Here is a 20,303-nt window from a genome sequence, read left to right as displayed (position 1 = left end):
TGCGCGCGTGCTCGGCTGCGGTCGAGCAGCGCGATGGCCATTTCTCAGGTGCGCGCCGCCGACGACTTCGTGATGGCCGTCCTCGCTCTTGACGATCGACACGATCGACGCCGGCGAAGTGTGCGTCGCCGACGCCGAGTGCTCGACTCATGCCTCTCGGGCCCACGCCATCGAGACCTCGGCCGGTCGAACCTCAGCTGGAATCCATCGAAATTATTGATCTTTGCGCGGAGCGCTCTTCGATCCCAGGAAAGATCCGGCGGGACGATTCCGCGGGGGCGAACCGTCGCGATCCGTCGCTTTCCCCGGAGTTTCCGGGCGACATCACGACGGCTCGGTCCTCCTCGGAAGGCATGGGCCCAACCCGGGCCCAATGGTCAAGCCCCGGGCCTGGGGAGCTCGCCGTGACCGATCCGTCGCCTCGGGCGGCCGTGGTCGCCTCGCTCGCCCGCTCCCTGAGCCGCGCCATCGCTCTCGGGGATGAGGTGGCGGCCCGGGTCGTTCACGGGGCGATCGGTCGGCTGCTCGGGCCGCCGGTGGCACCGGAGGCGTGAGCAAGCTTGGACCGAATGTCGAGCCCGCCGCTCGGGTCGACTCATATCCTCGTCCGTGGCGACCAGGCGGCCCGACTGACGCTGGCAAAGTTGGGGAGTGCAAGCGCACGCTTGCGGGTGTTCGGGGCAATGGTACACGGGTTCATGACGGTCATGCGCACGCTCGTCGCTGTTCCCTGCGCCGTATCCCTCATGCTCGCGCTCGCTCCGGCGTTCAGCAGCGAGCCCGCCGCATGCTCGGCAGATACGCTGACGTCGGCCGCCTCCGTGCTTCCCGATCACGATCCGGCGCTCGCCCGGAGGCTGGTCGCCTCCGGGGGCCTGTTGCTCGACGTGCGGACGGGCGAGGAGTATGCAAATCGCCATATCGAGGGCGCCGTCAACATCCCCATAGGCGAGCTCAAGGGTCGCCTTGCAGAGATCGAGAGGTTCACGGGCAGCGACAAGCGCACGCCCATCGTTGTTTACTGCGCGTCAGGGAGGCGAGCGCAGCAGGCGAAGGACGTGCTCCTCGAGGCTGGTTACGAGCAGGTGACGAACCTCGGCGGTATCGACGACTGGAATCGAAGGTAGACACCCGGCGCTCGGCGGCAATCCGTCGCTCACCGTTCAGTCCAACACGGAGGTGGCGATCCTCCGAAGCCGATTGAGGGCTGGAGACGGATGGGCAGGTCGCGCTGGCAAGCAGTGGTCCGGGCTGAATCAGGCAGCGGCAGGACCCGATGGGCTGTATGGGGAGACGCGTGCTCGGCGACCGCCGTCCCCGGCGGCCCGGGGGTGGTGAACCCGTGCGCGAGGGTGGACTCCCGAGCACCGGCGGTAAAGGAGGCGACGACCTTTCCGATCTGCTCCACAAGACGCTCCAGAGCGTCGGCTGCCACGCGCCCGGCGCCGCCGGCGGCCCACGGCCCTTTCCGCGGATCCCGCTTATCGACGAGCGCACCGCCGACGCCGCGTCCGGCGCGCTCCCCCATCTCATCGATCCCAGCGGATCCGGCAGGCCGGCGGGCTTCGGGCCCGAAGGACGCTTGGAGCCGCCTCCATTCTTCGCTCGAGAACAGGGGCGTGTGCTTCGCCTCGTATCGCCGGAACGCAGCGTCGGACTATCTGCTCTCCAAATACGCGAGCACGGCCGAGACCGCCTCGGCCTTGGCGGAGCTCAGCGTCACGCCGTTGGGCCGGCGCAGCGCGGCGGCGTGACCGAAGGCGTCGATCATCGTCGCCGCCGTGAACACACGCGCCTCGTCGCCCTTTTCGCTGTGCAGCGCCAGGCGCAGCGCGCCCGCGAGGCGGCTCGCGAAGGAGGGCGCGGTCTTGTTCTTCAGCGCCGGCGCGAGCGCGAGGACCGCGTTGCACTCGGGGTGCGCGGCGTTGGCCTCGATCAATGCCTCGATCAGTGCGCGTAGGAGCGTCGCGCGCGGCGCGCCTGCGTGATCGATCAGCGCGCGCTCGACGACTCGGCTCAGCTCCTCGACGTGGCGCTCGTGCAGCGCGGCCAAGATGGCCTGTTTGTCCGGGAAGTACTGGTAGACGGAGCCGATGCTCACGCCCGCGATCTCGGCGATGTGATTCGTCGTCAGCGCGGCGATGCCTTCTCTAGCAGCGACACGCACGGCGGCGTCGAGGATTGCGGCCACAGTGTCGCGCGCGCGGCGCTGCTTGGGCTTACGTGTCATAAATCTGAGCAAGTATACATTATTTTTATGAGGCAACGGCAAAATGTCGTCCTCAAACGCGAGCTGACGCCTGCGCCATGCGCATATACAGTTCTGTTCATGAGCAAGCTTACAAAGAACCTCATCACCGGTGCCACCGGCAACATCGGCGGGCTCGTCGTCGAACGGCTTCTCGCACGCGGGGAGCGACCGCGCGTGTTCGTGCGCGACGCGGACAAGGCGAAGGCGCGCTGGGGCGACCGCGTGGATATCGCCGCCGGCGACTTCGGCGACGCGAACTCGCTGCGCGCCGCGCTCGAGGGCGTCGACACGTTGTTCCTGCTGACCTCGCACGAGCACATCGCCGAACTCGACGCGAGCGCCGCGGACGCCGCGAAAGACGCGGGCACGCGACACGTCGTGAAGCTGTCGTCGATCGACGCGAGCGAAGGCATCGGCACGGGCGTGTGGCACGCGCGTGGCGAGGAGGCGATCCGCGCGCGCGGCCTTCAGTACACATTCGTCCGCTCGACCGGCTTCATGTCGAACGTTCTCTACTGGGCGCACGGCATCAAAGCAGCAGGCGTGGTGCGCTCGCTCACCGGCGACGGCAAGGTACCGTTCGTGCACCCGCACGATGTCGCCGACGTATTGATCGCTGCGCTCGACGGCAAGCACATAGGTGAAATCCTGCCGCTCACCGGGCCCCAGGCGCTGAGCTACGCGGAGGCCACGTCGGTCCTCGGCGCGGCGCTCGGTGTCACATTGCGGTGGGAGCCCGAGGACGAAGCGACGATGCGCGAAAAACTGCGTTCGTGGGGCCAGTCGCCGGCGATGGTCGACGCCCTCATCTCGGTCGACCGCGGCATCGCGGCGGGCCGGCTGGCGCACGTGGAACCGACGGTCCATCGCGTGCTCGGTCGTCCACCGCGCGACTTCCCGAGCTGGGTGCACGAGAACTTGGCCGCGTTCCTTCAGGTCGGCGTGCGAGCTGGCGATAAGCCTTTGAGGCTCTCGACCTCGAAGTAGGTCCACGCGCTCTTCGCGGCGGGGCCGACCGGCAACACGGTCGACGCCGCAGATTTTCGAATCTCGAGTAGCGAATAGGAGATCTTCGTGGAGCTCGGCGACGCGGGCTAGGGGGTGTCCCTGGATCCGTGCGCCCGAAGGCCGGATCAAATGATCCGTTGCACGAATGGATTGTCCCGCAGCGTCGCACATGATCCGATGCGCCGACACGCGCTCACCGACGATCCGTGGCGACGCTTAGCGGTGGGCCGACGGGAGCGCGCATCACGAGCATCGTTGCGAGTGGCAGAACGATCTTTGACAAGATCTGGGACGAACACGCCATCACGGCGCTCGAGGACGGACGAGACCTTCTCGCGTTCGACCTTTCATATCGTCTACGAAGTCACGAGCCCCCAAAACTTCATGAGCATTCTCCAGCAAGATCATCGATCGACGGCCGCGAGCGCCGAGCCCGTCCTCATGATTTGTTACGCGAGCGACAACGCCTGCTTTCCCGAAGCGAGCAAGACGCAACTCGACGCGTCGTCAGCGCTGGACAAGAGGTTGGAGTTCGTGGCGACCGAACACTCCGGGCGACCGCTCACGGAGCGAGAATGCACGATATCGATTGCGCGTGATTGGCTTCACAAACACGTGCCGGCAAGAGCGCGCGTTTCGTGAAGCGCCGGGGATGCGAAGGCATCACGAAGTCTCGCAGCTGAGGCCATTCGCCTGTATCGACGTGCCGACCAGAGAGACAAGAACAAAAGGGAGAGAACGACATGATCGCGACTAAAACGTCAGATGCACCCAGCACAAGCACACCACCCTCTCGACTGCATCACTACAATTTCGTCTGCCAAGACCCGGAAAGAACCCGTGAATTCTACGAGGGGCTCTTGGGCCTTCAGCTTGCCGCATTCTGGTGCGAGGTCGAACCCAGCAATCTAAATGATGGCAAGGACATTGTCATGGGCCATTCATTCTATGCATTAGGCGACGGGAGCATGGTGGCTTTCATGCACTATGCGAACCCCGAACTGCGTGCGAAACTCGCGGCCCCCGAGAGCCCCGAGATCATACATATCGCACTGAAAGTGACGGAAAAGGTTCAGAGCGATACAGCAAAGAAGCTGCGTGCCGCCGGTCACAAGGTCATGGAGATCGATCATGGTTTTGTAAAGTCCATCTACTTTAAGGATCCAGATGGGCTGACGATTGAATACGCGGTGGATCCGGACAATGCGGATGAGATTTACAGCGAGCAAAAGGGCGGTGTGGCTGATGCCAATATGAAGCGCTATCTGTCCGGTGACTACACGAAGACGAACAGGTGGATGCCGGAAAAAGAGCAACATTTCGAGTTCAGATAAGCTGATGGACCGCAACGCACAGGAGAGATTCTCGATGCGTGTGCGCGGACGAGCAGAAGCAGGAGAACAACGACGGCAGCTCGGCATGGCCGTCCGGCTGGCCACGCGGGGGGAACGAGGCTCGTCGCCGATCATCGGCCGCTTTATGCGCGCCGCTGAAGCGAAAGCGCGTGCTTCCTATCTGTCGCGGCCCCTCGCGGGCGATTGATAGTTCAGCGAGGCCGTTCAATCCGCTCATGAATAAAATGAGACGCTTGGGAGGACGACTTCAATGGGCGTTGAATTCGGGTACAGGAGAATAGTGGACGGACCTGACTATCTATCGTTCGAACCAGCATGACGGGCGGCGCTCGGCTTGGATTTAACTCATCGTAGTTTCTGCGTTTTCAGGTGCCTTTGCCCGTTCGGCTCGCATAACCGGTCCATTATGTCAGCTCGTCGAGGCCTTCGACGCCGGCGAGCTCGTCGAGGCCTTGCAACGGCTGCGCCGCGACGTGAAGCGGCTGGAGATGGAGCGCGGGATCCCAAAAAAAGCGGCGGCCCTCTTCGCGAAGGAAAACGAGTGAGGTTCGCATTCATCGACGCGGAGAAGGCGCACCATCCGGTGCTGATGCTGTGCGCGGTGCTACAAGTCTCGCGCAGCGGCTACTACGCATGGGCCAAGCGCTCGGAGTCCGCGCGGGGAAGACCACAGGAATCCTGGCGGGACGAATCCGTGGGGGCGAACCGTCGCGATCCGTCGCATCGCCAGGGATTCTGGGAGGGCGTGACGACGGATCGCACCCCCTCAGGAGGCATGGACCCAACCCCGGCCCAACCGCCGAGCCCTGGGCCCGGAGAGCTCGCGACGGTCGATCTATCGCCTCGATCCGCCGTGGTTGCGTCGCTCGCCGGCACGCTGAGCCGAGCCGTCGCCCTCGGGGACGCGGAGGCAGCCTGGGTCGTGCACGAGGCGATCGGTCGGCTGCTCGGGCTGCCGGTGGCACCGGAGCGGTGAGCAAGCTTGGGCCGAACGTCGAGCCCGCCGCTCGCGTCGACTCGCTGGCGGAGCCTTGCCGCTCGCCAGTGCCCGCAGGCTCTACTGGGATCGCCCACGCGCGGCGGTTGCGTGCCGAAGCGCCCCGGAGGCATCCGGAAAGTGATGCCGGCAAGCACCATGCCTGTGCCGGGAGGCAAGCGCGGCGGCGTGCGCAGGCGACGACCCTCTCTCGCCGCGATGCTGCATGGCGACGCCATGGCGGAACTGCGGACGCCGCGGGGAGCGGTGGGAAAACGAGTGGCGAAGCGGCTCCTGCATGCTGGCACGAAGGCGGCACGCGCACCACGCCTCGGCGCTAGAGAGCGCAGATTCAAGCACGTGCCTGGCACGCTGCTCATCCATGGTCCCAATGAGAGGCATGACCATCACCTGCTCGGTGATCGGGATCATCGCGTGGACAGCTCCGCTAGCCGGCTCTGCTGCACCCGGATGATCTCCTCCTGCAACGCTGCCCGCTCGCGCTCTGCGTTCTCGCGCGCCGACATATCGAGCGCGAGCCGGGTGCTCGGCGAGCGCCTCCGCCGCCGCGGCAGCGCGCGTCGCGGCCCGCCGCCCCCCGGCCCGCCGCTCCGCCATGGGCGATAGCCCGGCGGGTTGTCGAAATTCGCGGCGAAAACGCGCCGTCACCGCGTGGCGTGCGGCGTGCGGTGTCGGCGCCGTGTGGCCAGCGCGGCTCGCACCACGGGCGTCGTCTACGAGCGCCGTCGCCCCGAGAAGACGACGCTCTACGAGATCGTGCGCGACAACGTGGAGACGCTGTACGGGGCCATCGACGACGGCGCCATCGCCGTCCGGATACCCAAGCACGCGAAGAAGGAGCTCGAAGCCTACCTCGACTGCGGGCTGCTCTGCCGCGGGTTCGCGCGGCTCCGGTGCGAGCGCTGCGAAGAGAGTCGGCTGGTGACCTTCAGCTGTAAAGGACGCGGTTTCTGCCCGTCGTGTCTGGGCCGACGCATGTGTGCCACGGCGGCGAACCTGATCGAGGACGTCCTGCCCGAGGTGGCGCTCCGTCCGTGGGGGGTGACGTCTCCGTTTCCGTGGCGGCGCAGGCTCGCCCAGGACGGGCGTTGTTCGGCGTGCTGACCCGCATCTTCGTCGAGAGCGTGGAGCGGTTCTACGAAGAGCGCGCCGCGCGCCGAGGCGCGTGCGGCGCGGTCAAGAGCGGCGCGGTGACCGACGTGCAACGCACGTCCGGCGACATGCGGCTCAATCCGCATCTGCACGTGGTCTTCCTCGACGGGGCTTATCACGAAGACGGCACCGAGCTCGTGTGGAACGAACTCGGTCACCTGCGAGCGCGAGGTCGGTCAGGTCATAGAGCACGCCGTCGGGCGGATGCTCCGTTACCTCCGGCGGCACGGGCATCTCGAGCTCGAGCACGACGTCGAGGAGGACGACGAGCCCGAGGCAGCGCTCTGTGCCTCCGCCGTCTCGGGACGAGAGCCGCGCCATACGTCGTCGCCCCGCAGTGGCTCCGCGGGCTCTCGCCGTCTTCTCCGAGCGCGCTCGCGTACGACAAGCCGCTGTGCGCTGCGCTCGATGGCTTCACCTCGCACGCAGCGACGCGCGCCGGTGCGCACCATGCCGCGGCGAGGGAGGCGCTGCTGCGTTACGTGCTGCGACCCCCGATCGCAAAGGAGCGCGTCGAGCCGCAGCAGGACGGCCTGGTGCGGCTGTCGCGGAGGCGCGCCTTCGCTGACGGGACTGTCGCGGTGGACATGGATCCGCTCTCGCTCGTGTGCCGCCTCGCGGCCAGCGTCCCGCCGCCGCGCTTTCACACCGTCAAGTACGCTGGCGTGCTCGCCTCGGCAAGTCGCCCACGTTGGCGCGCAAGCGCATCGGACCGCGCCCTGCGAAGCCAGAAGAGCCTACCACTACTGTGTCAGCGCGGCGCGGACACGAACCAATGCGCGCTGCGGCGTAACGGCGGGCGGTGGCACGCAGGGCAACGAGGCAGCCACGCGATCAAGGCGCGAGCGATCGCGCGGCGAACGGTCGCGAGCGAGTCGGCGAAGTGACGCTCAGGCCGCGAAGCGGAGCGGGTGGGCGTGACCTTCGGCGTCTGCCGAGGGAAAAAAGACCGATCACGCTCGGCCACGATGAAGGCGTAACAGCACAGGACGACGGAAACATGGTGGTGCCAGCCTCGGAATCGCCGCCCTTCGAAGTGATCGAGCCCCAGCTCGCCCTTCATCTCTTCGTAGGCCTGCTCAGTTCGGTAGCGCTCCTTGTACTGGCGTACGATCTGCTTCTTGGACATCTTGGTCCCCAGCGTCGTGACCGCGAACTTCGAGGGATCGCTTTCGCCGAACGGCCACTCGATGAGCAGCCACAGCGGTTCGTGCTCCTCGACCGGGATGCCATCGTCAATCGTCATTGGCGAGCCGAACGCGGCGCAAGGCGAACCGCGACGCGAGCTTCTTGCCCGTACCTTCGCGCCATGTGATCCGACGAAACGCCTTTTTGCCAAGCTTGCGCGCGAGCTCGTCGGCTGTCATGGGCGTCTTGTTCCAGCGCCCGCCGGGACCGAGGGCGACGACCATCGTCGTCGAGTCCACACCGACGGGGTAGTCGAAGCCGAGCAGGCGCACGGTGTCGCGAAACTTTGCCGAGCGACCGTAGACGGCGTCCGCAAGCACGAGCTGACCCGGCACGTTGTCGGCCGCAGCGCGCTCGATCGCGTCGAGTGCCAGATCCACCTTGCTCTTGAACTGAATGCCGTCAGGGATCTGCGCTTCGCGCCGGCGACTTGGATCGTTGGCACACTCCCAACGCGGCGATCGGCTCAACGCTCTTGCGTTCCAGATCGCTGAGAAGCCCCAGCGTGTAGCTCGCAAACGCCTCCCGGCGCTTGGGATGACCGAGGACCGTGCCAATGCCGTCAATGTACTGCTGAAGCCGCTCCTCCGCAGCGGCGTCCATGATGTATTCCATAGTCCACCGCGACGCCCGCGGCCTGCATCGTCGTGATGACGCTCGTGATCCTCGGCGGCCTCGGCTTCCCGGTGCACGACGAGCTCCTGCGCCGGGCCAGGCTGCGGCTCCGGGGCGAGCGCCCGCCGCGGCTGTCGCTGCACAGCCGGGTCGTGCTGATCACGACCGCGCTGCTGCTCGCGGTCGGGGCCGCGGGCTTCCTGGCGCTCGAGTGGTGCCGGTCGATGGACAGCCTGTCGTGGCCGGTCAAAGTGCTGGCGAGCCTCTTCCAGTCGGCGATGACGCGGACGGAGGGCTTCAACGAGGAGCGCGTGGGTATCGGGTGAGCGCGGCGCCGGTCCGGGTCGCGGCGCGTCCGCCGCGGAGGCGCGGTGAGGCGGCGCCGGCGATGGACGCGCCGCGGGCCCGCCCCGCGGCAGGGCTCCGCGCGAGGGATGTCTCGGTGCGGTCGGGGCCGGGGCGGACGCTCGACAGCCCCTCTCGGCGACCTCTGAAGATCGGCGATGTTCGATTCATGAAACCCGTACGATCGGCAATCGGGACATCGTCGATCACCACCTGATTACGAGTGCTCCCGACGCCTCGTTCGCGGCGGGCTCCGTCGCGGTGTGCGAGCCCGGCGCGGTCGTCGCGGGCCACGCGGGCCAGGACTGCCGGCCGGGAGCGATCGCCTCATGACGCAGCGCCGCGACCACATGCCCCTCCACGCCGAAAAAAGCCGTACGTCCCGCTTGACCTTCATTCCGCGGTTGTGTGTAATCGGCTGCGCTGCGAATAGCCTTGAATTGTGGACCGTCACCCTGCCACGGCGTCGATGGACTCGCCCATCGAAGCGTGAGTACCAGCGTGATGCAGCATGGTATCCGTGCCGACCGCGCCCCTGAAACGTCGGGGGCGCGCCCGTGTCACCGGCTGCCGCCCTGGAGCTCACTCCGGTGCTCCTGGGACGGTTCTGAACGAGATGCGTGACGCCCTCGCGTCGCTGCTCGGGCTCGCACACGGCGGCTGATGTTCTGCCCCTGAAGAGACTCCTACCACCACACACGACATGACCTATCACGACTTCAGCTCCGAGGACGCCAGCATTCACCGCTCGTTCGAGCTCCAGGCCGGGCGCACGCCCGGCGTCGTGGCCGCATCCTTCGGCCCTGACCGGCTCACCTATCAGGAGCTGAATCGCCGCGCGAACCAGCTCGCGCACCACCTGAGGAGCCTGGGCGTCGGCCGCGACGTCCTCGTCGCGCTCTGCGCCGAGCGCTCCCTGGAGGCGCTCATCGGGCTGCTCGCGGCGCTCAAGGCCGGCGGCGCCTATGTCCCTGTCGACCCCGCGTACCCGCGGGAGCGGGTCGCCTTCATGCTCGAGGACGCCGGGGCGCCCGTCCTGCTCACCCAGGCGCGGCTGCTCCCGTCGCTGCCGCGCCACGGGGCGCGCGTGGTCCTCCTGGACGGCGATCGCGATCTGACCGCGGGCTTCAGCGGCGAGGACCCGCCGGACACCACGGGCCCCGACGACCTCGCCTACGTCATCTACACGTCGGGCTCGACCGGCAGGCCCAAGGGCACGCTGCTGACGCACCGCGGCCTCACCAACCTCACCCGCGCGCTGGCCGAGCGATTCGACGTGGCGCCGGGCTGCCGCGTGCTCCAGTTCGCGTCCCTCAGCTTCGATGCGTCGGTCTGGGAGATCGCGATGACGCTCGCCCGGGGAGGCACCCTGGTGATGGGGGCGCAGGCCGAGATGATCCCCGGGCCCGCGCTGCTCGATCGGATGCGCGCGGAGGAGGTGTCGATCGCGACCTTCCCCCCCTCCGCGCTCGCCGCCTTCCCCGAGGGCGCGGAGCGCTCGCTGCCCGCGCTCCGGACCCTCATCGTCGCCGGCGAGACCTGCCCGGCCGACCTCGCCGCGCGCTGGGCGCAGGGGCGCAGGTTCATCAACGCCTACGGTCCCACCGAGTTCACCGTGTGCGCCACGATGGCCGACGGGCTCGACCCGGTTCGGGACCCCGGCGAGCCCCTCTCCATCGGCCGGCCGATCAGGAACGCGCGCTGCTACGTGCTCGACCATGCCATGCGCCCGGTCCCGGACGGCGAGGCCGGCGAGCTCTACCTCGGTGGACCCGGGCTGGCCCGGAGCTACCTGGGACGGCCCGAGCTCACGGCGGCGCGGTTCGTCCCCGATCCGTTCAGCTCCACCCCGGAGGCCCGGCTCTACCGCACGGGGGACGTGGTGCGCCGCCTGCCCGGCGGCGATCTCGCCTTCCTCGGGCGCGTCGACCAGCAGGTGAAGATCCGCGGCCACCGCGTCGAGCTCGGCGAGGTCGAGGCCGCGCTTGGGCGCCACCCCGCCGTCCGCGCGGCGGTGGCCGTCGCCAGCGAGGGCCGCCTCGTCGCCTACGTCGTCGCGCGCCCGGACGCGCCGGACGCGCCCCCGGACGCCCCCCGGGCCGTCGTGCCCGCGCTGCGCAGCTTCCTCCGCGAGAGCCTCCCCGAGGTCATGATCCCGTCGACGTTCGTGCTGCTCGACGCGCTGCCGCTCGGCCCCAGCGGGAAGGTGGACCGCGCGGCCCTGCCGCCGCCGGACGCCGCCCGGCCCGATCGCGGCGACGGCGAGCCCCTCGCGCCGCGCAACCAGATCGAGGCGGCGATCGCCGCGGCGTGGGCCGAGGCGCTCGGGATCGAGCACCTCGGCGTCCACGACGACGTCTTCGACCTCGGGGCGCACTCGCTGCTCGCCGCGCGGGTGCTGTCGCGGCTGCGCCGCGCGCTCGGCGTCGAGCTCTCCCTGCAGAGCCTGTGCGACGCCCCCACGGTCGCCGCGCTGGCCGAGCTCGTGGAGTCGCTCCCCCGGCCGAAGCAGCGCCCGGCCGCCGCGGCCATCCGGCCTGCGCCGCGCGACCGGCCCATCCCCCTCTCGCACGGGCAGCGGCAGATCTGGCTCCACGCCTCGCTCCACCCGGGCGCGCTGTTCTACAACGAGCCGTTCTCCCTGCGCCTCCGCGGGCCCCTCGACGTCCCGGTCCTGGGGCGCGCCCTCGACGAGCTCCTCAGGCGCCACGAGATCCTGAGGAGCGTCGTCGCGGTCGTCGGCGGCGAGCCCGTGCAGCAGATCCTGCCCCCGGCGCCGCTCGATCTGCCGGTCGTCGAGCTGACCGCGCTGCCGGCCGAGGCGCGGTGGGAGCGCGCCGTCGCGCTCGCCACAGACGAGGCCCGGCGCCCGTTCGATCTCGCCCGCGGCCCGCTGCTCCGGGCCACGCTGGTCCGGCTCGACGAGGCCGACCACGTGCTGTTCGTGGTGGTGCACCACATCCTGATGGATGGAGTCTCCATCTTCGACGCGCTCCCGAGGGAGCTCCACGCGCTCTACCAGGCGTTCGCCGCGGGCAGGCCGTCGCCGCCGCCCGAGCGCGCGATCCACTACGCCGATTACGCGGTCTGGCAGCGGGAGCAGCAGCTGAGCGGCGCCCTCCAGCCGCAGCTCGATTACTGGAGGCGACAGCTCGCCGACCTGCCCACCCTGGAGCTGCCGACCGACAGGCCGCGCCCGGCCGCCCCGAGCCTCGCGGGGGCCCGCCACTGCGTCGCCCTGTCGCGGGAGCTCACGCTCCGGCTGAAGGCGCTGGCCAGGGAGCAGGGCGTCACGCTCTTCGTGGTCCTGCTCTCGGCCTTCAAGGCGATGCTCTACCGGTACGCGCGGCAGGACGAGGTCGTCGTGGGCACGTCCGCGTCGTGCCGCCACCCGCCGGAGACCGAGGACCTCCTCGGCTTCTTCCTGAACACGCTCGTGCTGCGCACCGACCTGCGCGGCGACCCGACGTTCCGGCAGCTGCTCGGGCGCGTGCGGGCGGTGAGCCAGGCCGCGCTCTCGCACCAGGACGTGCCGTTCGCCAGCGTCGTGCAGGCGCTCCAGCCGAAGCGGGTCCCCGGCCAGAACCCGCTGTTCCAGGTCGCCTTCGTGCTGGAGCCGCCCGTGCCGGCGCTCGATCCGGGCTGGACCCTGAGCCAGCTCGACGTGGATACGGGCGCGTCCAAGTTCGACCTGATGCTGGAGCTCGACGAGCGCGAGGACGGCATCATCGGGCGCATCGAGTACAGCACCGCGCTGTTCGACGCCCGCACCATCGAGCGGATGGCGGGCCACTACGAGGCCCTGCTCGAGGGCGCGTCGCGCGACGTCGATCTGCGCCTCTCGGCGCTGCCGCTGCTCACGCCCGAGGAGCGGAGCGCGCTCCGCGCGTGGGGCACCGCCCCGGCCGGCCCCGGGTCGGACGCGTGCATTCACCGCCTCTTCGAGGCCCAGGTCGAGCGCTCTCCCGAGGCCGTCGCGGTCGTCTTCGACGACGGCGCGGGCAACGTCACGTCGCTCACCTACCGGGAGCTGAACCGGCGGGCCAACCAGCTCGCGCACACCCTGCTCGGCCTCCGCGCGCCGGGGGCGCCGGGGCCCGGGGCCGCGCCCGGCCCCGACGAGGGGGCCCTCGCGCGCACCGACGAGGGCGCCCTCGCGCCCGAAGACCGCGTGGCCGTGTGCATGTACCGGTCGATCGAGATGATCGTCGCGCTCCTCGGCGTGCTGAAGGCGGGCCTCGCCTTCGTGCCCCTGGATCCGACCTACCCCACCGAGCGCCTCGCGTTCATGCTGGAGCAGGCCCGGGTCCGCGTGATGCTCACCCAGGTGCGCGTCGGCGCGGTGCTGCCGGGGTGCCGCGCGCGCGTCCTCTGCCTGGACGCGGATCCCGAGGAGATCGGCCGGGCGCGCGACGACAACCCGACGGAGCTGGCGACGCCGGACCAACTCGCCTATGTCATGTACACGTCGGGCTCCACCGGCCGGCCCAAGGGCGTGGCCGTGCCGCACCGGGGCGTGGCCCGGCTCGTCAAGGGCACGACGTACGCGCGCTTCGCGCCGGACGAGGTCTTCCTGCAGCTCGCGTCGATCTCCTTCGACACGTCGCAGTTCGAGATCTGGGGCGCGCTCCTCAACGGCGGCCGGCTGGTCGTCATGCCCCCCGCGCCCGCGTCGCTCGACGACCTGGATCGCGTGATCCGGCAGCACGGGGTGACCACGGTGTGGCTCACCGCCGGCGTCTTCCACCTCCTCGTGGACGAGCGGATCACGGCGCTGCGCGGCCTGCGCCAGATCGTGGCCGGGGGGGACGTCCTGTCCCCGCAGCACGTCAACCGGGTCCTCGCCGAGCTCCCGGGGTGCCGGATGATCAACGGCTACGGGCCCACGGAGGCCGCGACGTTCGCCTGCTGCGCCGCGGTGGAGCGCCCGGTCGGCCACACGGTGCCCATCGGAAGCCCGATCCCCGGCACGAGGGTGCACGTGCTCGACCGGGATCTCAACGAGGTCCCGGCCGGCGTCCCCGGGGAGCTCTGCATCGGCGGAGAGGGCCTCGCGCGCGGCTACCTCGATCTGCCGGAGCTCACCGCGGAGCGGTTCATCCACGATCCCATCGGCGGCGAGCCGGGAGGGCGGCTGTACCGGACCGGCGATCGCGTCCGCCTGATGCCGGACGGGCAGCTCGAGTTCCTCGGCCGCATGGATCAGCAGGTCAAGGTCCGCGGTTACCGGATCGAGCTCGGCGAGATCGAGGTGGTCCTCGGCGAGCACCCGGCCGTGCGCGAGGTGGTCGTGGTGGCGCAGCCGGCGCGCTCGGGCGACCGGCGCCTCGTGGCGTACGTCGTCCCGCACGGCGGCAGGGCCGCGGCGCCGCCCGCGCAAGCCGGGGCCCGCGCGCGCCCGTTCATGGCGGATCCGACCGGCGGGCTCGAGCGTGCGATCCGCGATCACGCGCAGCGGCGGCTGCCCGACTACATGCACCCCTCGGCCATCGTGCTGCTCGACGCGCTGCCCCTCACGGGCAACGGCAAGGTGGACCGCCGCGCCCTGCCGGCCCCCGTCGAGCTCCGCCCCGAGAGCGCGCCCATGGTGGCGCCGCGGAGCTCGCTCGAGGAGCGGCTCACCGCGATATGGCAGGACGTCCTCGGCATCGAGCGCGTGAGCGTGCAGGACAACTTCTTCGATCTGGGCGGCCACTCGCTGCTCCTGATGCGCCTCCACGAGCGCGTCCGGGAGTCGTTCGGCAGCGATCTCTCCATCGTCGATCTGTTCGCGCGCCCGACGGTCACCGATCTCGCCGCGTTCCTCGCGAGCGGCAGCGGCGGCGGGAGCGACCTCTCGGAGGCCGACGCCCGGGCGCTGAAGCAGCGAGAGATCCTGAAACGAAAGAAGCAGGCAGCCAAGAGCAGACAGAATGGATCCGCTTGATCAACCCGTCCCGGAGGACCAAATCGCGATCATCGGGATGGCCGGCCGCTTCCCGGGCGCGAGGAGCGTCGACGCCTTCTGGCAGAACCTGCGCGATGGGGTCGAGTCGATCGCGGCGCTCTCGGATCAGGATCTCGCCGCGGCGGGCGTGCCCCCGGAGGTGGCCTCGGACCCGAGCTACGTCCGCGCGCGGGCCGTGCTCGACGAGGTGGAGTGGTTCGACGCGGCCTTCTTCGGGATGACCCCGCGAGAGGCCGAGATCCTGGATCCGCAGCACCGCTTCTTCCTGGAGTGCGCGTGGGAGGCGCTCGAGCACGCCGGGTACAACCCCGAGGCGTTCAAGGGGACCATCGGCGTCTACGCGGGCGCGAGCGGCCACGACACGTATTTCCTGAGCAACCTTTACCCGAACCACGAGCTCAGGAAGGCGATGGACTATCAAGTCTACGTCGCCAACGACAAGGACTTCCTGCCCACGCGGACCTCGTACAAGCTGAACCTCCGCGGGCCGAGCGTCGCGGTCCAGACCGCCTGTTCCACCTCGCTCGTGGCCGTCCACATGGCCTGCCAGGCGCTGCTCACCTACCAGTGCGACATGGCGCTGGCCGGCGGCGTGGCCATCAACGTCCCCACGCGGTCGGGTTACCTGTACCGGCACGGCATGATCCTCTCGCCCGACGGGCGCTGCCGCGCGTTCGACGCCGAGGCGCAGGGGACGGTGGTCGGCAACGGCGCGGGCGTCATCGTGCTGCGCCGGCTCGAGGACGCCCTCGACAGCGGCGATCACATCGAGGCGGTGATCCGGGGCTCGGCCGTCAACAACGACGGCTCGGGCAAGATCGGGTTCACCGCGCCGGGCGTGGAGGGGCAGGCGCAGGTCATCGCGCAGGCCCTGGCGATGGCGAACACCGATCCCGAGACGATCAGCTACGTGGAGGCCCACGGCACCGGCACGCGCCTCGGGGATCCCATCGAGGTCGCGGCGCTCACCCGGGCGTTCCGCGCCCGGTCCCGCGGCCAGCGCAAGGGCTGGTGCGCGCTCGGCTCGGTCAAGCCGAACGTCGGGCACCTCGACGTCGCCGCCGGCATCACCGGCGTGATCAAGGTCGTGCAGGCGCTCCGCCACCGGCAGATCCCGGCCAGCCTGCACTTCAAGACGCCGAACCCGGAGATCGACTTCGCGAACAGCCCGTTCTACGTCAACGCGGCGCTCGCGGACTGGGAGCCCGGCGACGGGCCCCGCCGCGCCGGCGTGAGCTCGTTCGGCATCGGCGGCACCAACGCCCACGCCATCCTCGAGGAGGCGCCCCACGCGGCGGCGGCGCCCGGCGGGCGGTCCTGGCAGCTCCTCCTGCTCTCCGCCCGCACGAGGACCGCGCTCGACACGATCACCGAGAACCTCGTCGGGTACCTCAAGGCGCACCCGGACGTCAGCCTGCCGGACGTCGCGTTCACGCTCCAGGTCGGCCGCAAGACGTTCCCGCACCGGCGCATGCTCGTCTGCAACGACGCAGACGAGGCGGTGAGCCTGCTGTCGACGCTCGGGGAGCGGCGGGTCCTCGCGCACGTCGAGGAGGCCATCGATCGCCCGGTCGTCCTCATGTTCCCGGGGCAGGGCACGCAGTACGCCGGCATGGCGCGGGAGCTGTACGAGCGGGAGCCCACGTTCTGCGCCGGCGTCGATCTCTGCGCGGCCATGCTCCAGCCCGAGCTCGGGTTCGATCTCCGCGAGGTGATCTACCCGCCCCCGGGGCGGGAGGCGGCGGCCGCGGAGCTGCTCAAGCAGACGCGCTTCGCCCAGCCCGCGCTCTTCGTGATCGAGTACGCGCTCGCCACGCTCTGGATGGAGTGGGGCATCCGGCCCGCGGCGATGATCGGCCACAGCCTCGGCGAGTACGTCGCGGCCTGCCTCGCGGGCGTCTTCTCGCTGGAGGACGCGCTGAAGATCGTCGCCCGGCGGGGCAAGCTGATGCAGGAGATGCCGCCGGGCACGATGCTCGCGGTCCCGCTGCCCGAGGCCGAGGTGCAGCCGCTGCTCGACGAGGGGGGCGGCGCGCTCTCGCTCGCGGCCGTCAACGGGCCGGCCGCCTGCGTCGTGGCCGGGCCCGAGGACGCCGTCGAGGCGCTCTCCGACCGGCTCTTCGCCGAGCGCGAGCTGGAGTGCACGCGCCTCCAGACGTCGCACGCGTTCCACTCCCGGATGATGGAGCCGATGCTCGCGTCGTTCACCGCGATCGTGGCCCGCGCGCGCCCGAGCGCCCCGAAGATCCCGATCGCGTCGAACGTCACCGGCACCTGGCTGTCCGCGGCCGACGCGCAGGACCCCGGGTACTGGGCGAGGCACGTGCGCGAGCCGGTGCGCTTCATGGCGGGGCTCGGCGAGGTGCTCGCCGATCCGACGCGCGCCCTGCTCGAGGTCGGCCCGGGCCGGGTGCTCGCGACCCTGGCCAAGCAGCACCCCGCGCGGGGCGCCCGCCGGGTGATGCTCTCGTCGATCCGGCACGTCCACCACCGCCAGTCCGACATCGGGTTCCTGCTGGAGACGCTGGGCCAGCTCTGGCTCTCCGGCGTCCGCGTCGACTGGTCGGGCTTCTACACCCACGAGCCCCGCCGGCGCGTGCCCCTGCCGACCTACCCGTTCGAGCGGAAGCGGTACTGGATCGACCCGCCCTCGAGCGCCGCGCGCCGGCCGGCGCGCAGCGCGCCGGAGCCGGCCGGCCTGATCCACCTCCTGGCCTGGAAGCGCTCGGTGCTGTCGGGGTCGATGAAGGCGTCGGCCCGGCCGGCCAGGGCGCAGTGCTGCGTCGTCTTCGCCGACAGCTACGGGCTGGGCGCCCGGATGGAGATGCGGCTCCGCCGGGACGGCTACAAGGTCATCACCGTGCGGCCGGGCGAGGGCTTCGCCGAGACGGGCGAGGGCGAGTTCACCGTCGCCCCCGCGAGCCGCGCGGACCACGCGTCCCTCTTCGGCGCGCTGCGCGCGGCGGGCGTGTCCCCCTCGCGCATCATGTTCCTGTGGGGCGTGACCAAGCCCGCGCGCGCGCCGCTCGACGCCGGCCGCCTCGCGGAGGCCCAGCGGCTCGGGTTCGCCAGCCTCGTCGCGCTGGCCCAGGGGATCGGCGACGCGGGGATTCGCGACGAGGTGCGGCTCGGCGTCGTGACGAGCCACATGCAGAAGGTGACCGACGCGGCCGTGCTCTGCCCCGAGAAGGCCACGCTGCTCGGCCCGTGCGAGGCCATCCCCAGGGCGTACCCGAACGTCTCGTGCATCAGCGTCGACATCGACCTGCCGGAGCCGCGGACGCTGCAGGAGGCGAGGCTCATCGACCAGCTCCTCGCCGAGGTCACGCTGGAGCAGACCGAGCCCGTCATCGCCTACCGGAACGGGGAGCGCTGGGTCCGGATCTTCGAGCCCGCGCGCATGGACCGCGCCGAGGGCCTGCCGCCGCGCCTCCGGGAGGGCGGCGTCTACCTGATCGCCGGCGGGCTCGGGGCCGTCGGCTCCGCCCTCGCGGAGCACCTCGCGAAGGTCGCGCGCGCGAAGCTCGTGCTCGCGGGCCGGACGGCGCTCCCGCCCCGGGAGGCCTGGGACGGCCTCGCCGGCGCGGGCGCCTTCGACGCGCTACGCCGCAAGATCGGCGCGGTGCTCGAGATGGAGCGGCTGGGCGCCGAGGTGCTGCTCGTGACGGCCGACGTCACGCGGCTCGACGACATGCAGCGCGCGGTGGCCGAGGGGCTCCAGCGCTTCGGGCGGATCGACGGCGTGATCCACGCGGCGGGCGCCCGCCGCGCCGTGCCCCTCCAGCGCATGACGCGCGAGGAGGGCGAGGCGCTCCTCGCCCCGAAGCTCGACGGCGCGCTCGTCCTCGACGAGTCGCTCCGGGGCCTCCGGCCCGATTTCGTCGCGCTGTGCGCCGCGCGGACCGCGGGCGCCCGCGGGGCGGGCCTCGCGGGCCAGTGCGCCGCGACCGCCTTCCTCGGCGCCTTCGCGCAGCGGCGGGCCGCCGGTGACGGCCCGCTCACGATCGCGATCGAGTGGGACCCGTGGCAGCGGCAGGACGCCTCGCGCGGCAAGGATCCCGAGCCCGCGGCCGACTCGAGCGAGGGCGGCGCGGCCGCCGCGGAGGAGGGGATCTCGCGCGACGAGGCGCTCGACGCCTGGATGCGCGTCCTCACGAGCCCCACGCCCCACGTCCTGGTCCTGAAGCGGGAAGCGCAGGCTAAGCAGCGCCCCTCGGCCAGCTCGATCGCGCCGCCCTCGCGGGACGTCGAGTCCGAGGGCATTCCGAGATCGGTCCACCCGCGGCCCGACCTCGGCACGGCCTACGTGGCGCCGCGCGATCCGCTGGAGCGCGCCGTCGCCGAGACGTGGGAGAAGCTGTTCGGCATCGAGCGGATCGGCGTCCACGACGACTTCTTCGCGCTCGGCGGCGACTCGCTGCTCGCCGTCCAGCTCATCTCCCGGCTGCGCAGCGTCGTGAACATGGATCTCCCCGGCCACAGCCTGCTCAACGCGCCGACCGTGGCGGCCCTGGCCGAGCTCATCGCGCAGTCCGACTCGCCCTCATCCACCTCGCTGTCGAGGCGCTCTCCCGCGCGCCTCTTGCCCGCGTCGCTCGTGCGGATCAAGCCCGGCACCGGGCGGCCGCTCTTCCTGATGCACCCGGTCGGAGGGCACGTTTACTTCTACCACGATCTCGCCACCTGCCTGGACCCGGCGCAGCCCGTGTACGGGCTGCAGGCGCAGGGCATCGAAGGCAAGGCGCCGCCCTTGACCCGCGTCGAGGAGATGGCCGCGCGCTACCTCGAGGCGGTACGGCGGCACATCCAGCCGGAGGGCCCCTACGTGCTCGGCGGGTCGTCCTTCGGCGGGGTCGTCGCCTTCGAGATGGCGCACCAGCTCATCTCCGGGGGCGAGCGCGTCGCGCTTCTCATGATGATCGACACGCCCGCGCCCTCGGCGGTGTTCCCCGAGGATCTCGACACCCCCGAGCGCCTCGCCTACCTGATCAGCGGCGATGCGAGTCTCCCCGTCCCCGCGGAGGAGATCCGGCACCTCTCCCCGGACGAGCAGCTGCTCCACGTGCTCCAGCGCAAGAAGGGTGTCTCCCGGATGTTCCCGAAGCTGGCGCTCCAGGAGCTCGCCACGTTCCGCAAGATCGTCACCGCCAACCTGCAGGCGATGCTGCGCTATGTCCCCCGCCCCTACCCGGGTGACGTGCTCTTCTTCGAGGCGAGCGAGCGCGACGCCATGACCGTGAACAACCCGGCGCGGGGATGGCTCGATTTGATCCAGGGCCAGCTCACTGTCCACGAGGTCCCTGGCAATCACATCACCATGAATTTGCCGCCGAACGTGCAAGTCATGGCCGATCATCTGCGCGCGGCCCTCGAGGCGGCGGGACATCAGGGCTGATGTTGACGCCCGGCCGGCGGGCTCTTTACCATGGGTGTGGAGCGGCGACG

14 protein-coding genes and 2 pseudogenes are annotated in these 20,303 nt (G+C 70.3%); 12 read left to right on the top strand and 4 right to left on the bottom strand.

From position 1 onward, the window contains the following. Positions 1-404 precede the first annotated feature (404 nt). Positions 405-554, top strand: coding sequence for a hypothetical protein (locus WMF12_RS11240; RefSeq protein WP_437870676.1), 150 nt, complete (start codon positions 405-407; stop codon positions 552-554). Positions 555-698: 144 nt separating this feature from the next. Then, positions 699-1,127, top strand: a complete 429-nt coding sequence (locus tag WMF12_RS11235) for a rhodanese-like domain-containing protein (RefSeq protein WP_437870675.1) — start codon at positions 699-701, stop codon at positions 1,125-1,127. Between the two features lie 530 nt (positions 1,128-1,657). Here WMF12_RS11235 and WMF12_RS11230 read toward each other — a convergent pair. Then, complete coding sequence (locus WMF12_RS11230; protein WP_437870671.1) at positions 1,658-2,230, bottom strand: TetR/AcrR family transcriptional regulator; 573 nt, start codon at positions 2,228-2,230, stop codon at positions 1,658-1,660. Positions 2,231-2,329: 99 nt separating this feature from the next. Here WMF12_RS11230 and WMF12_RS11225 point away from each other — a divergent pair, with 99 nt between their 5' ends. From WMF12_RS11225 to WMF12_RS11195, 7 genes and pseudogenes are all read left to right on the top strand, one after another. Next, complete coding sequence (locus tag WMF12_RS11225; protein ID WP_437870667.1) at positions 2,330-3,238, top strand: NAD(P)H-binding protein; 909 nt, start codon at positions 2,330-2,332, stop codon at positions 3,236-3,238. Between the two features lie 764 nt (positions 3,239-4,002). Further along, positions 4,003-4,593 (top strand): VOC family protein, encoded by a 591-nt coding sequence (locus WMF12_RS11220; protein WP_437870665.1) that lies wholly within the window; start codon positions 4,003-4,005, stop codon positions 4,591-4,593. A 4-nt stretch (positions 4,594-4,597) separates the two neighbouring features. Continuing rightward, the gene (locus WMF12_RS11215; RefSeq protein WP_437870664.1) at positions 4,598-4,801 is read left to right on the top strand and encodes a hypothetical protein; all 204 of its coding nucleotides are present in this window, start codon (positions 4,598-4,600) and stop codon (positions 4,799-4,801) included. A gap of 259 nt (positions 4,802-5,060) precedes the next feature. After that, a pseudogene (locus tag WMF12_RS11210) lies at positions 5,061-5,275 on the top strand (IS3 family transposase); the annotation flags it as partial. Positions 5,276-5,389: 114 nt separating this feature from the next. Continuing rightward, complete coding sequence (locus WMF12_RS11205) at positions 5,390-5,590, top strand: hypothetical protein (RefSeq protein ID WP_129576712.1); 201 nt, start codon at positions 5,390-5,392, stop codon at positions 5,588-5,590. 702 nt (positions 5,591-6,292) lie between these two features. Beyond that, positions 6,293-6,715: a transposase zinc-binding domain-containing protein gene (locus WMF12_RS11200; RefSeq protein ID WP_437870663.1), complete on the top strand. Its 423-nt coding sequence runs from the start codon at positions 6,293-6,295 to the stop codon at positions 6,713-6,715. A gap of 116 nt (positions 6,716-6,831) precedes the next feature. Continuing rightward, positions 6,832-7,383, top strand: a pseudogene (locus tag WMF12_RS11195) (transposase); the annotation flags it as partial. A 131-nt stretch (positions 7,384-7,514) separates the two neighbouring features. Here the strand turns inward: WMF12_RS11195 and WMF12_RS11190 are convergent. Genes WMF12_RS11190 through WMF12_RS11180 form a run of 3 tightly spaced genes read right to left on the bottom strand, consistent with a single transcriptional unit; the run spans position 7,515 to position 8,554 of the window. After that, the gene (locus tag WMF12_RS11190) at positions 7,515-8,009 is read right to left on the bottom strand and encodes a hypothetical protein (RefSeq protein ID WP_437873990.1); all 495 of its coding nucleotides are present in this window, start codon (positions 8,007-8,009) and stop codon (positions 7,515-7,517) included. Beyond that, positions 7,999-8,421 (bottom strand): transposase, encoded by a 423-nt coding sequence (locus tag WMF12_RS11185; protein ID WP_437616374.1) that lies wholly within the window; start codon positions 8,419-8,421, stop codon positions 7,999-8,001. Before WMF12_RS11185 ends, WMF12_RS11190 begins: the two co-directional genes overlap by 11 nt. Next, positions 8,354-8,554, bottom strand: a complete 201-nt coding sequence (locus WMF12_RS11180) for a hypothetical protein (protein WP_437328969.1) — start codon at positions 8,552-8,554, stop codon at positions 8,354-8,356. The genes WMF12_RS11185 and WMF12_RS11180 overlap by 68 nt, the downstream gene beginning before the upstream one ends. Positions 8,555-8,601: 47 nt before the next feature. Here WMF12_RS11180 and WMF12_RS11175 point away from each other — a divergent pair, with 47 nt between their 5' ends. The 3 genes from WMF12_RS11175 (at position 8,602) to WMF12_RS11165 (ending at position 20,253) form a co-directional block, all read left to right on the top strand. Beyond that, a complete protein-coding gene (locus WMF12_RS11175) occupies positions 8,602-8,892 on the top strand; it encodes a hypothetical protein (protein WP_437747501.1) in 291 nt (96 codons plus the stop codon). Between the two features lie 722 nt (positions 8,893-9,614). Continuing rightward, a complete protein-coding gene (locus tag WMF12_RS11170) occupies positions 9,615-14,837 on the top strand; it encodes an amino acid adenylation domain-containing protein (RefSeq protein ID WP_437870660.1) in 5,223 nt (1,740 codons plus the stop codon). After that, positions 14,824-20,253 carry a type I polyketide synthase gene (locus WMF12_RS11165; RefSeq protein WP_437870659.1) on the top strand — a complete coding sequence of 1,810 codons (5,430 nt, stop codon included), beginning with the start codon at positions 14,824-14,826 and terminating at the stop codon, positions 20,251-20,253. The genes WMF12_RS11170 and WMF12_RS11165 overlap by 14 nt, the downstream gene beginning before the upstream one ends. Positions 20,254-20,303: the final 50 nt, after the last annotated feature.

Source organism: Sorangium sp. So ce363 (genome assembly GCF_051520435.1).
Lineage (GTDB): Bacteria > Myxococcota_A > Polyangia > Polyangiales > Polyangiaceae > Sorangium > Sorangium cellulosum_B.
Note: the sequence above shows the minus strand (reverse complement) of the source record. Positions and strands in the feature narration are given on the sequence as shown.

Excerpts from the sequence above, each read along its gene's own strand:
- WMF12_RS11225 (WP_437870667.1), top strand. The coding sequence starts at position 2,330 with ATGAGCAAGCTTACAAAGAACCTCATCACCGGTGCCACCGGCAACATC.
- WMF12_RS11165 (WP_437870659.1), top strand. The coding sequence starts at position 14,824 with ATGGATCCGCTTGATCAACCCGTCCCGGAGGACCAAATCGCGATCATC.
- WMF12_RS11180 (WP_437328969.1), bottom strand. The coding sequence starts at position 8,554 with ATGGACGCCGCTGCGGAGGAGCGGCTTCAGCAGTACATTGACGGCATT.
- WMF12_RS11220 (WP_437870665.1), top strand. The coding sequence starts at position 4,003 with ATGATCGCGACTAAAACGTCAGATGCACCCAGCACAAGCACACCACCC.
- WMF12_RS11230 (WP_437870671.1), bottom strand. The coding sequence starts at position 2,230 with ATGACACGTAAGCCCAAGCAGCGCCGCGCGCGCGACACTGTGGCCGCA.
- WMF12_RS11175 (WP_437747501.1), top strand. The coding sequence starts at position 8,602 with ATGACGCTCGTGATCCTCGGCGGCCTCGGCTTCCCGGTGCACGACGAG.
- WMF12_RS11235 (WP_437870675.1), top strand. The coding sequence starts at position 699 with ATGACGGTCATGCGCACGCTCGTCGCTGTTCCCTGCGCCGTATCCCTC.
- WMF12_RS11215 (WP_437870664.1), top strand. The coding sequence starts at position 4,598 with ATGGACCGCAACGCACAGGAGAGATTCTCGATGCGTGTGCGCGGACGA.
- WMF12_RS11205 (WP_129576712.1), top strand. The coding sequence starts at position 5,390 with ATGGACCCAACCCCGGCCCAACCGCCGAGCCCTGGGCCCGGAGAGCTC.
- WMF12_RS11190 (WP_437873990.1), bottom strand. The coding sequence starts at position 8,009 with ATGACGATTGACGATGGCATCCCGGTCGAGGAGCACGAACCGCTGTGG.
- WMF12_RS11170 (WP_437870660.1), top strand. The coding sequence starts at position 9,615 with ATGACCTATCACGACTTCAGCTCCGAGGACGCCAGCATTCACCGCTCG.